Origin of the sequence: Enterococcus sp. 7F3_DIV0205, assembly GCF_002141365.2 — a bacterium.
GTDB classification, from domain to species: domain Bacteria; phylum Bacillota; class Bacilli; order Lactobacillales; family Enterococcaceae; genus Enterococcus_L; species Enterococcus_L palustris.
This window is the reverse complement of sequence record NZ_CP147244.1, coordinates 504,773-517,458: the sequence shown is the minus strand read 5'-3', so window position 1 is coordinate 517,458 and position 12,686 is coordinate 504,773. Positions and strand designations below refer to the sequence as shown.

At 37.4% G+C, this 12,686-nt stretch carries 13 protein-coding genes; 2 read left to right on the top strand and 11 right to left on the bottom strand.

What is annotated here, in order from left to right:
• Positions 1–84: 84 nt before the first annotated feature.
• The 6 genes from A5821_RS02400 to A5821_RS02375 form a co-directional block, all read right to left on the bottom strand.
• Positions 85–372 (bottom strand): ArsR/SmtB family transcription factor, encoded by a 288-nt coding sequence (locus A5821_RS02400; RefSeq protein WP_086314291.1) that lies wholly within the window; start codon positions 370–372, stop codon positions 85–87.
• A 142-nt stretch (positions 373–514) separates the two neighbouring features.
• Complete coding sequence (proC, locus tag A5821_RS02395; protein ID WP_086312912.1) at positions 515–1,291, bottom strand: pyrroline-5-carboxylate reductase; 777 nt, start codon at positions 1,289–1,291, stop codon at positions 515–517.
• Positions 1,292–1,370: 79 nt separating this feature from the next.
• Positions 1,371–3,095, bottom strand: a complete 1,725-nt coding sequence (locus tag A5821_RS02390; RefSeq protein WP_086312911.1) for a phospho-sugar mutase — start codon at positions 3,093–3,095, stop codon at positions 1,371–1,373.
• A 103-nt stretch (positions 3,096–3,198) separates the two neighbouring features.
• A complete protein-coding gene (locus tag A5821_RS02385; RefSeq protein WP_086312910.1) occupies positions 3,199–3,924 on the bottom strand; it encodes a nitroreductase family protein in 726 nt (241 codons plus the stop codon).
• Between the two features lie 29 nt (positions 3,925–3,953).
• A complete protein-coding gene (locus tag A5821_RS02380) occupies positions 3,954–5,396 on the bottom strand; it encodes a PLP-dependent aminotransferase family protein (RefSeq protein WP_086312909.1) in 1,443 nt (480 codons plus the stop codon).
• 11 nt (positions 5,397–5,407) lie between these two features.
• Positions 5,408–5,701, bottom strand: a complete 294-nt coding sequence (locus A5821_RS02375) for a hypothetical protein (protein ID WP_339098945.1) — start codon at positions 5,699–5,701, stop codon at positions 5,408–5,410.
• 169 nt (positions 5,702–5,870) lie between these two features.
• Between A5821_RS02375 and thiD the strand changes: the two genes are divergently transcribed.
• Together thiD and A5821_RS02365 are read left to right on the top strand one after the other, a co-directional pair.
• Positions 5,871–6,695: a bifunctional hydroxymethylpyrimidine kinase/phosphomethylpyrimidine kinase gene (thiD, locus tag A5821_RS02370; protein WP_086312908.1), complete on the top strand. Its 825-nt coding sequence runs from the start codon at positions 5,871–5,873 to the stop codon at positions 6,693–6,695.
• An 11-nt stretch (positions 6,696–6,706) separates the two neighbouring features.
• Positions 6,707–7,255, top strand: coding sequence for an ECF transporter S component (locus A5821_RS02365; protein ID WP_086312907.1), 549 nt, complete (start codon positions 6,707–6,709; stop codon positions 7,253–7,255).
• Between the two features lie 60 nt (positions 7,256–7,315).
• Here A5821_RS02365 and A5821_RS02360 read toward each other — a convergent pair whose 3' ends face one another.
• The 5 genes from A5821_RS02360 to guaD all read right to left on the bottom strand — a co-directional run bounded on the left by A5821_RS02360 (position 7,316) and on the right by guaD (position 12,674).
• The gene (locus A5821_RS02360) at positions 7,316–8,290 is read right to left on the bottom strand and encodes a permease prefix domain 1-containing protein (protein WP_086312906.1); all 975 of its coding nucleotides are present in this window, start codon (positions 8,288–8,290) and stop codon (positions 7,316–7,318) included.
• Complete coding sequence (locus tag A5821_RS02355; protein WP_086312905.1) at positions 8,290–8,619, bottom strand: PadR family transcriptional regulator; 330 nt, start codon at positions 8,617–8,619, stop codon at positions 8,290–8,292. Before A5821_RS02355 ends, A5821_RS02360 begins: the two co-directional genes overlap by 1 nt.
• 135 nt (positions 8,620–8,754) lie before the next feature.
• On the bottom strand, positions 8,755–9,732 hold the full coding sequence (gene guaC / locus A5821_RS02350; protein WP_086312904.1) for a GMP reductase: 978 nt from the start codon (positions 9,730–9,732) through the stop codon (positions 8,755–8,757).
• 193 nt (positions 9,733–9,925) lie between these two features.
• Positions 9,926–11,296 carry a uracil-xanthine permease family protein gene (locus A5821_RS02345; RefSeq protein ID WP_086312903.1) on the bottom strand — a complete coding sequence of 457 codons (1,371 nt, stop codon included), beginning with the start codon at positions 11,294–11,296 and terminating at the stop codon, positions 9,926–9,928.
• A 1-nt stretch (position 11,297) separates the two neighbouring features.
• Positions 11,298–12,674, bottom strand: coding sequence for a guanine deaminase (gene guaD / locus A5821_RS02340; protein WP_170922938.1), 1,377 nt, complete (start codon positions 12,672–12,674; stop codon positions 11,298–11,300).
• Between the last annotated feature and the right edge of the window lie 12 nt (positions 12,675–12,686).

Here is a 12,686-nt window from a genome sequence, read left to right as displayed (position 1 = left end):
AAACATGTTTCTAGTATACCCAACTGACGTAAAAAAAACTACCCTTTTCTTTGAATTTCCCATGGGAATCCTAGAAAAGGTGAGTTATTGGTGTTTGATATGTTCAAATGTCTGATTAAGAATATCGATAACATGATGATCATCTAATGTATAGTAGATTGTTTTGCCTTCACGTCTAGATCTTACCACGTGACTATCTCGTAATAATTTCAATTGATGGGAGACAGCAGATTGTTCCATCGAAAGTTTTTCTCCAATCGCTGTTACGTTTAATTCTCCTTGCTTCAACAAAAGTAAAATTCGTAACCTTGTTGGATCACTCAACACTTTATATAACTGACTTACTTTTTGAATCTCATCTATTTCTTTCATCGCTGAGCTTCCTTTCATCATTTCCTCTTGCTTATTATAGCAAACTTTTTTCAAAAGAGGTCAGATTTTTTCTTTCGTTTTTAATAAAAAAAGACAACTAGGGCAAAAGAATGTCCCACTTGTCTTTCATAGTTTATTCCATTTAGCTATTCGCTTGTTTAACTGCATCAATTACAGCATATCTAAATCCATTTTTCTCCAGAGCCGTAACTCCTTTGATCGTACTACCACCAGGAGATGTTACTCCGTCTTTTAATTCTCCAGGATGTTTTTTCGTTTCAATCGCTAGTTTTGCCGACCCTAACATCATCTGAGCGATAATTTCGTAAGAAAGAGCACGAGGCATGCCCTCTAACACTGCGCCATCTGCTAAAGCTTCCATAAATATATCAACAAATGCTGGGCTACAACCTGCAACAGTACCAAATGTACCTAAAAGATTTTCGCTAACTTCTTCGACTTTTCCTAACGACTCCAATATACGAACTGCTTCATTCTTTGACGCAACAGGCATCTCATTTGCAAAAACAGCACCAATCATTCCAGCATTGACACTAACAGGTGTATTGGGAATAGCATGGACAACGTGAACTTCTTTTCCTAACACAGCTTGTGCCTCTTCCACTGTATGTCCTGTCGCAACGGAAATAAGAATGGTATCTTTTGACATATGCGGAGCTGCTTGTTTTAAAATCTCTAAAACGATTTTAGCTCCTGTAGCAATAAAAATAACTTGGCAATTTTCTAAGGCTTCATATTCTTTGATCAACTGAAAGCCAAATTTTTCTTGAAGTAATTCAGCAGTGCCACTTGAGCCACCTTTTACAAATAAATTTTCAGTTGTCACAACTTCCGCTTTTAAAAGCCCTTCAATCATCGCACTGCCCATATGACCAGCGCCAATAAAACCAATATTCATATCTATCACTCCTTCTATTTTTTTACAAATGAAGAGACTGAAACAAACTTTCAGTCAAGTTTTTCCAGTCCCGATCATGTTATTTTGTTAACGCATTGACTGCTTGTTCAAAATTCTTGATTTTCTGATCTGCCTCTTCTTGAGAAGTAGCTTTTGTTGCTAAATAAAACTTGATCTTAGGTTCAGTTCCAGATGGACGAATTGCGATCCAGCTACCGTCTTCCAAAAAGTATTTTAGCACATCTGATGGAGGGGTTGTTAATGTTTCGACTTTCCCATCAGCTGATGTACGAGTTAATTCTTTGAAATCTTCTGTTTGCGTTACTTTGATATCAGCAAATGAAACGGGTGCTTCTTCACGGAATTTTGTCATTAAGGCTTTGATTTTTTCGCTACCTTCAATTCCACTCAATGTTACAGAAATTGTTTTTTCTTCAAAATAACCGTACTCTTTAAAAATATCTTGCAAGCCGTCGTATAAAGTTTTTCCTTGCTTCTTGTAAAACGCTGCAACTTCCGCTAATAAAACAAGTGCTTGGATCGCATCTTTATCTCGAACGAAGGCTTTTACTAAATAACCATAACTTTCTTCAAACCCAAACATAAATGTTTGAGAATGGTCCTCTTCATATTGTTCGATTTTTTCTGCAATAAATTTAAATCCTGTCAAAACATCTACCATTTTGGTTTGATATTTCGCTGTGATCGCCGTAGCTAATTCGCTAGATACGATCGATTTCAAGACAACTGCGTTTTCTGGTAGTGTCCCCGCCTGTTTGTGCGCTTCTAAAATATATTGAATCATGATCGATCCTAATTGGTTACCAGTCAATACTTGGTAATTCCCGTTAGGCAATCGAACAGCAGCACCTAATCGATCGGCATCAGGATCTGTTGCGATCAATAAATCGGCATCTTCTTTTTCACCTAAACGAATAGCATATTCAAAAGCCGAATGTTCTTCTGGATTTGGTGATTTGACAGTTGTAAAATCAGGATCCGCAATCGCTTGTTCCGGAACCAGTACAAATTTTTCAAAGCCAGCTTGTTTCAAAGCTTTTTCACCTAGCATTTTCCCAGTCCCATGTAATGGTGTGTAAACTAGTTTTAATTCTTTCCCCATTTCGCTGATCAGCTCTTGATTAATTGTAACAGTCTTAACTTCTTTCAAATAAGCTGTATCAACTTCTTCACCAATAATCGTAATCAAATCGCTCTCTTTAGCTTGGTCATCTGATAAAACCTCAACTTTTAAAGGATTCTCAACTTCACGCACGTATTTCGTTAGTGCATCCGCATCTGCCGGAGGCATCTGACCACCATCCGCACCGTATACTTTATAACCGTTGTAAGCCGCCGGATTGTGGGATGCAGTGATCATGATCCCTGAAAATGCATTTAAATAGCGAACAGCAAAAGACAATTCAGGCGTCGGCCGTAAACTTTCAAAAACAAATGCTGGAATGTCGTGCTTCGCTAATGTTTTTGCCGCTTCCATAGCAAACTCAGGTGACATATGGCGAGAGTCATAGGCAATCGCAACACCGCGGCGTTTGGTTTCAATCCCTTCAGCATCCATAAAACGAGCTAAACCTTCAGTAGCCTGACGAATCGTAAAAACATTCATTCGATTGATCCCAGCACCTAAAATCCCACGCATGCCAGCAGTTCCAAACTCTAGCGGCGCATAAAAAGCATCTTCACATTTTTCTGGATCTTCTTTTAAATCTTTTAATTCTTTTTTTAAATTTTCTGGTATATTTTCTTCATTTATCCACTGTTCATAGACTTGTTCCCAAGACATGTTAGCACCTCTTTTTTCATTTGTTTTCTTACCCACTAGTAAGTATATCATTCCAAAGCTTTTGAGGAAAGTAATGCCTAAAAAAGATAGGCGCTTCAACTATTTATTTCATTAGCTTTTGTAATTGCAATAATTGGTCTGTGACCATTGACGGCGCAGTAGCAAAATAATCAGCAAACTTTTGACTCCACGCTTTCGTTTCTCTAGCTTCACCAAAATCTTCCATAGTTTGGTTATATTGTTCAATTAAAAGATAACTGTAAGGATGATATTTATCGTAATGAATAACAGCACTTTCTGGTAAACGTGGTTTGACTTCCATCTCAACAATTGGTTTTCCAACACTTAAACCAAATAATGGAAAGGTGTATTCAGGTAATTCAAGCAACTGGCTGATTTCTTTTCCATATTTCCGAATGCTGCCAACAACAACAGAACCCAAACCTAGACTTTCAGAAGCAATCACTGCATTTTCAAGTGCCAAAGCCGCATCTGTCGTAGCTAAAATAATAGGTTCGATACTCTCATCAAGCGAATACGAACTTCCATGTACTTCACTGACCATTTTCGTGCGGTGCAGATCCCCAACAAATAATAGAAAAACAGAACTTTTCAACATATGAGGATTGCCTGGATTCCACTGAACCAATTGCTCCCGCAGCTTTTTATCTTGAATTACAATGATGCTATAAAACTGTCCATTCATCCAACTTGGTGCTTGCCGAGCAGCCTCTAAAATCACCTGCAATTCTTCTTTCGACACAACATGATTCTCGTCAAAATCACGATAACTGCGTCGATTCTTCAAAATCTCAATTGTTTTGTTCATACTAGTCCCCTCCATTTGCTTCTATTTTATCATAATGTTGAAGAACCAAAAGCAATTTTTTTTGTGACCGCTACTAATTTTGCTTTGAATATCGGCAAGTTTTCATGATCAACTCTAGTAAAATTGATTCGGATACTGTCTTGCTTTTCACTAAAAAAGAAGCTTGGCGCAACCAACAATCCTTCTTGTAAAAATACAGCCCAATCTTTTTGACGCAAATTCCCTTTTTTCCATCTTGCCCATATATAAAAGCCGCCTTGCGGCATGCGTACATCCCATTCATCCATCTGGTTTAACACTTCGAAAACTGTGTTCCCTCTTTGTTCTACGTTTTTCTTTAAATGAGATATTTTGTTTGAAAAGTCGTTGTCTGTTAAAGCTAAATTCGCTAATAATTGCGGAAATATACTTAAAGAAAAATCCATCATCTTCCTAGCTTCTGCTAATTGTTGATTTACTGAAGTCGGTGCGCTTAACCATCCGATCTTAGTCGTTGAACCAAGGATTTTTGAAAGTGAACCGATATATAAGACATTTTCGGGATCTAATTTTTTTAGTGGCTGGATTTGATCTGAAGAAACAAAATTCAGCTTGGCAAAAACATCATCTTCTAAAATCGGAATTTGATACTTTTGACATAGTTTAATCAATCCTTTTCGCCGTGCCATCGACATCGTCCTCCCTGTAGGATTTTGAAAAGAGGGATTGACCATGACCATTTTGATACGATGTTGGCGAATCATTTTTTCCAGCGACTCCAGACAGATCCCTTCTTGATTCATTTTCACACCATAGAGACGGATGCCTGCTGCCTGAAAAATAGGAAGGGCATACAAAAAAGAGGGATCTTCGATTGCTACACTATCGCCAGATTGTAACAAAACTTGCAAAATCAAAAATAAAGCTTGTTGGGCGCCTGACGTGATCAAAAGACTTTCCGGCAATAGTGAAAAACCATACTCTTTCTCAGTTTCACGGCTTATTGATTGTCTTAGAGGGAAATAGCCTAAGTCATCTTGTTGTTCTTCTTCTAAAAAATGTTTCCATGTTAATGGCGGAAATGAAAAACTTGGAATCAAATCCAGCGGCAACTCTCCTGTATATAAATCTAGAGCATCGTTATCCACTTGTTTGATCATGCTCTCTATTTGTTCTGTATAAGGATTAACTTTGGCAAAAGCATTTTGTTCAAGATAGCGACGCCAATCTGTTCTAGGTGTGGTACTGATTCCCCATTTCCCTTCATTGACAATTGTTCCACTTCCTTGTTTTCGAATGATCCAGCCTAAAGCAACAAGCTCGTCTAATGCATGAACCACAGTAGAGCGATTCACTTGAAAATAAGTGGCTAATTTACGCTCTGAGGGTAAGCGCTCACCAGGTAAAAGATCCCCTTTTTTTATGTAAGACAGAATTAATTCAATAATACTTACGTATACTGGAACACCTTTTTCTTTTTTTAATGACCACATTTTTTTGCCTCCTAAATTAATTTAAGGTTCAACTCTCCTTGCAGTTGCCCTGTCAGATCAAATCGTTCCGCTCTTTGTGTTTCATACAAAGGAACAACTCTCCCTTTGGTCGTCTTGTACTGCTCAACATCAAATCGCTTCGCTCTTTGTGTTTCATACAAAGGAACAACTCTCCCTTTGGTCGTCTTGTACTGCTCAACATCAAATCGCTTCGCTCTTTGTGTTTCATACAAAGGAACAACTCTCCCTTTGGTCGTCTTGTACTGCTCAACATCAAATCGCTTCGCTCTTTGTGTTTCATACAAAGGAACAACTCTCCCTTTGGTCGTCTTGTACTGCTCAACATCAAATCGCTTCGCTCTTTGTGTTTCGCAGCAATTGGATGACCTGAAAATAACCCAATTGGCTGTTTTTGTCAACTAATGTTTGTTTTACAATACATATATCAAAATATTTCTGAATAGAGGTTGGACGATGATAAAAAAAGTATTAACAGTGGCTGGTTCTGATTCTAGTGGCGGCGCAGGAATTCAAGCGGATTTGAAGACGTTTGAAGAATATGGAACATTTGGTTTTTCAGCTTTAACAAGTATTGTGACGATGGATCCTGATGAAGGTTGGAGTCATAGCGTTACACCGATAGAGCCTGATTTAGTAGAAAAACAATTAAAGACTATTTTTGCAGGTGGCGCTCTTGATGCTATGAAAACAGGAATGCTTGGTACTATAAAAGCAATCGAAATTACACGAACTTATATTGATAAATTTGCTATGAATAATATTGTGATCGATCCTGTAATGGCTTGTAAAGGAACAAGTGAATTACTACAACCTGAAAATGTTGCAGCAATGACTCGTTTACTCTTACCAAAAGCAACGATCACTACACCAAATTTAGTAGAAGCGGGCATTTTATCTGGAATGGGTGATTTAACCTCTATTGATCACATGAAGGAAGCTGCTAAAAAAATTATTGACTTAGGTCCTAAAAATGTTGTGATCAAAGGCGGACACCGTTTGAAACTAGATAAAGCAGTCGATCTTTTCTATGATGGGACTGATTTTACGATTTTTGAAAACGAGCTATTCCCAACTGATTACAATCACGGAGCAGGTTGCACGTTTGCCGCGGCTGTCACCGCTGGTCTAGCAAAGGGCTATTCGGTAGTTGAAGCTGTTGCTTTGGCTAAAAAATTCGTATCCGAAGCGATTAAAAATGGACAAAAAATCAATCCTTTCCTTGGTCATGTTTGGCATGGAGCATACAATCATGCACAAGATCGAATGACAGAAAAGTAAGGAGTGATAGAATGAATAAACAAAATTCAACTACTTCTATTGTATTAGTTGGCTTATTTGCTGCTTTGACTGTTCTTGGCACAATGATCAAAATTCCTATGCCAACTGGGGCATTTGCCCATTTAGGCAATTCAGTTTTATTGTTAGCTGTACTTTTGATTGGCTACAAGAAAGGCGCTCTGGCTGGCGGTTTAGGTTTTGCTATATTTGATATTTTAAATGGTTTTGCCGCTGAAGCGCCCTACTTCATTCTAGAAAGTTTTATTGTAGGTGGTGCGGCTGCCTTAATGATTTTATTTTTCCATCAACGTATTGATACGGTTTGGAAAGTCATTGTTGTTGCAATCGTTACAGGAATCGCAAAGGTTATCATGACTCAGTTGAAAAATACTGTAATGGGACTACTCGCTGGTGCTGATTTGACTGTTTCTTTTGCAAGTGCATTATCTAAACTGCCTGCAACTTTCATTAATGTTGCTACCACTATCGTTATCGTAACGCTTGTTTATTTTCCATTAAAAAAAGCAATGGCGATTATTTTTTCAAGACAATCATTTTAGTATTTATAAAAAGGACACCGCTCATCTTGTAAAGCAATCAAGATAAGTGGTATCCTTTTTTTATTTATTTTTACTAAAAATACTTTCTATCACCCAAAACGCAATTCCCGCTACAGGAAAAATCGACCAGTTTGTGCCCCAATTGCCAAACAAAAATCCTTGTAATAAAAATATGGCAACAATGATTGGCCAATAAATCTTTTCAAGCGTTAGCAACCACGCTGGTCTTTTACTGTCGCGTTCTGCTTTTGCGCGAGGTCCTAACTCCCCTTCATCCGAAATGAAATATGTCTGTTCCAGCATTTTAGTAAAGCTTCCCATGATAACTCCACCAAAAATAAAGAAAAAAACACCAAATGAAGCTAATAATAATAAGCAAGCAATGCCGAAAAACTCTTCTTCATAGACGGTTGTAAAAAAGACAACAGGAATTACAGCTAAAATACATAACACGACTCCAGCTACCATGCAAAAAATAAAGGAACGCTGAAACGCATCTTTTCTTTTTTTTATTTCATTTTTCACTTGAATCGGAATAAAGCGATCATCTAATTTCTTGTTCGTATTCGCTATACTCGTTCCTGCAATAATGAACAATGGAACACCCACTGCTGCGCCCAGAAAAATAAATAGTAACCCAAATCCTTCTGCAATCATTTCACCATACAATGCCATACTAGCGAAAAAGGCCGCAACACCTAACATAATGATTGTCACACCTAAGCCTATCAACGTTGCTGCTCTGTGGTGGATCTTTAGGTAATCAACTGACTCGTTTATCGTAATCTCGTTTAGTTCATACCCTCTTTCATCCATAAAATCTTGCTTGATATTCATTTCCTCAACTAGTTCATCGATCGATCCAAACTCTGAAATCACTGCTCCGATTGCTTCATTTTCAGATTTTCCTTGTTTCTTTAAGTCTTCATAGCGATCTTCTGCACTTGCTAGTAAGTCCTCTTTTAATTGTTTTGTTTGATCGGTTTCTGCTATGCCTAAGAACAAACTTTCGATATAGTCTTGAATAGTTTTCATTATTTTTCCTCCTTAATAAAACGCTCTACGACTCTTTTAGTCAGTATCCACTCTGCTATCTTTTCTTCTAAATACGTTTTCCCAGATGGTGTTATTTTATAGTACGTTCTTTTTTTCCCATGTGTGATTTGTCCAGGAAATGATTCGATAAAGCCATTTTTTTCTAAACGATTAAAAGCTGAGTACAAAGTCGTTTCTTTAATTGAATAATTGTTTTCAGAAATCTCAGTGATTCTCTTAGATATGGCGTACCCATATGAATCACCTTCCTGTAATACAGATAGAATGAACGTGTCATTGTAGCCTCTTATTGCATCACTGCCGATCATTGAAACACCTCCGATTACTCCGCCTAACGTACTACGTCTGTCGTTGTAATTATCATAACACGATTACTACGACAGGTAAAGTAAAAATCATTAAAATAAAAAAGAAGCGCACGATACGCTCCTTTTTTGTTTTGATTAAATTGTATCGCCATTGAAAATAGAGTTTTTCACGATCACGTAATCTACTTTACGAATTGCTTCAAGATCACGACCTCCAGCATAAGAAATCGAAGATTGTAAATCTTGCTGCATTTCCACTAATGTATCTGCTAAGCTTCCTTTATGTTGAATCCAAATCTTTTTACCTTCAACATTTTTCTTTTCACCTTTTTGAAATTCAGAAGCACTGCCGAAGTATTCTTTATAGACAATACCGTTTTCGACTTTTGTTTCACCAGGAGATTCTTCATGTCCTGCAAATAGAGAACCGATCATCACCATAGTTGCACCAAAACGAACTGATTTCGCAACATCTCCAGGGGTACGAATTCCACCATCTGCAATAATTGGTTTTCTGGCAGCTTTTGCGCACCATCGTAATGCAGCCAATTGCCAACCACCAGTTCCAAATCCCGTTTTAATTTTTGTAATACATACTTTTCCTGGACCAATTCCAACTTTCGTCGCATCTGCTCCAGCATTTTCTAATTCACGAACAGCTTCAGGAGTTCCCACATTTCCAGCGATAACAAAGGTGTCTGGTAAATGTTTTTTAAGATGCTGGATCATATTGATTACAGCATTTGAATGACCATGCGCAATGTCGATAGTGACATAATCAGGAACTAAATTGCGTTCAGCCAATTCTTCTACAAATCCATATTCTGCTTCTTTGACCCCTACACTGATAGACGTAATCAAGCCTTTAGCATTCATTTTTTCAATAAATGGAATTCGGGCCTTCTCATCAAAACGATGCATAATATAAAAATAATCATTTTTTGCTAAAAACTCCGCAATATCTTCATCAATAATCGTCTGCATATTCGCAGGAACGACTGGCATTTTAAAGGTATGCTTACCTAATTTCACCACTGTATCACATTCAGAACGGCTGTTCACGATACATTTGTTTGGAATCAACTGGACATCTTCGTAATCAAAAACTTTCATACTGTATTGCCTCCTAGTAAGTTCAATTAAAAACACGCAAAAACACGAACATTAAACAGATAATAGTTCGCATTTTCGAATACCTATGCTAATTTACACTATTCATTTGTAAAAGTCAAAGGTAAATGACGAAAAATATAGACTATCAATGATGATTGTTCGTGTTTTAGCCAATAATTATTTTTCAGTTTAATTAAACTACCGTAATTTGCTTCTGTTCGGCCCTTTGTTCGTCAGCTTTTTCGTTTGGTAGTAGACGATTTAAAAGTATCGCTGCAATCGAGGCAGTTGCGACTGATGAACCAAATAGATATTGTAAAAATTGTGGTAATGATTGAATAAACTCTTTTGGTATCAATGTTAAAGCAAGCGTTAAAATCATTGGAATTGCAATCACGTACATTTCCTTTTCACTAATCTCAACTTCTTTTATCACTTTAATCCCACTAATTGAAATAATTCCGCAAACGATAACAAAAACACCGCCGATCACAGGTGAAGGAATCGAAGAAATCAACGTTGATAACTTACCTGATAAACCAAAAATAACAAACCAAGCGCCTGCTGCCACGAATACTTTCTTACTTGCAACGCCTGTAATTGAAATAATCCCTGCATTTGTTGAATAACCAGTAACTGGCGTTGTACCTAAAAGTGATGAAATAAGACATCCGATGCCCTCGCCAACAACACCTCTATTAATATTTTCATCAGTTAGAGGTTGTTCACAAACATTGCTGACAGCAAACCATGTTCCTGTTGTTTCAGCCATAAGGACAACATAAATTATGATCATCGTTACTGTCGAGGACAAATCAAATGAAAACTGAAAATCAACGAACGGTAATTGAGGAATGCTAATGAATGATGCATTACCAACTGGAGACAAATCAAGAATACCCATAAATCTTGCTGCTAAACTTCCAATAACTAAAGCTAAAATAACGGATGAAATTCGAAAAATACGACCTTTACCAGAAAAGCGGGACCCAATCATCGCAAACAAAACGAGTGAAGCTGCAGCAATCAATGCCAATGAAATATTTTGTCCTAAATCCCCTGTTGCATTAAAAACATTATCGTTAAGTGCAACTGGCATCAACGATAATCCGATAATGAAAATGATGGTTCCCCCAACAATTGGCGGCACAAAAGCTTTGATCAAACGATTAAAAATACCAGTCATGCCTAAAATAATAACTAAAATTGCGCCAATCAGACTAGCACCTAAAACAGTTCCCCAACCATTTCCGCCTTGACTATTAGCAAAATAAATGCCTGCAACAGCACCAATCGGGATGAATGATGGTCCTTGAGCTACAGGTAATTTCATACAAAAATAAGACTGAATAATAGTTGCAATACCTGCTGCAATAAAAGTTGATTGAATCAATGCGGAAGACTCTTTGGTGGTCAATCCAATAATTGATGCAATAATGAATGGTACGACATAAACATCCATTGCTAAAACATGCTGAATCCCCAAAAGAGCGGATTGTCCGATTGATAGAGAATCATTGGGTCCAACAGTTAATTTTGATTTTTTCATATTGATTTCAGCCATTTTATTCCTGCACCTCTTGTTTCGTTATAGTTTGATCATGCACTTTTTTCCCTTGAATCCATACTTCAACAATGCTTTCAGGTCGTGATAAGTAGAGGAGCTTTTGGAAAACCTCCATTAATGGTTCCTTATCAGAAAAAATCGGTAATTTTTTACTGTCGATAATTTGAACATCCCAGGCATAACCAACAGCTAATTTCCCTATCGGTAAACTCAATGATTCGCCACCGCCAGCTGTCGCCAGATAAAAGGCTTCATTTAAGGTAATACTTGATCCTGAGACACCACGCTTTTCACTGCAGCAATTTTTATCAACACCATCTTCCAACATTCGAGAAGATATCACAGCTTGTCTGATATTATCAAACAAACTAGGTGAGAAACCACCTGAAATATCACTTCCTAAACCTGTTTCTACATGGTATTCATTCACTAATTTAGCTACTGGCGTCACTGCATTACCGAAGTAGGCGTTTGAAATAGGGCAATGAGCAACAGCTGTTCCTTTTTCAGAAAATAATCTCATATCCTCATCTGCTAGAAAACCACAATGAGCCATAACCGCTTTTTCTGTCAGTAACCCAAAATCATTTAGCGCAAATGCATCATTTTTCCCAAAGCGTTCTTGAACGAATGAGTGCGCCCAGTCACTTTCACTGCAATGAGACTGAATGTGTACATCATATTTAGCAGCTAATGCTCCCAATCCTTTTAGCGAATCATCTGTACAACTTGGAATAAAGCGAGGTGTCACAACTGGATACACTCCCTGAGGTGTTTGCTTGTTTAATTCTAATACCTCTTGGATAAATAATTCTGTTTCTGCTAGAGCTGTAGCCGCTGTTGCATCACGATAATATTCAGGATTTTGTTCTTGATCATCCATCACAACTTTACCAACTAAACCTCTTTGACCTTTTTCACTGCAGATTTCTGCTAATCTCAAACTACTTTTTCGGTGGACCGTTGCAAAATATAACGCAGTGGTCGTACCATTTTTTATTAATTGCGAAACTAGGTCAGAATACACCTTATTTGCAAATTGAGCATCTGAAAATTTTGCTTCTAGTGGAAACGTATACGTATTCAACCATTCATATAAAGGCAAATCAAGTGCCGTTCCAGCTTGTGCCCATTGGGGTGCATGGATATGAAGATCAATAAAACCTGGTAAAATGAATTGGTCTTTCCCTACTTCCTGAAGCTTATTTTTTACTGAATATTCTTGAATTGTCGATTCATATTCTTTATCTTCCGAAGAAATAATCTTACTAATCGTCCCCTCCTCTGAAATACAAAACAGAGAGTTATCAAACACTTTTACATTTTTTGAATCAATACTTGAAAATGCAGTTCCTTTTACAACAAATTTAAACAAAGTCAATACCCC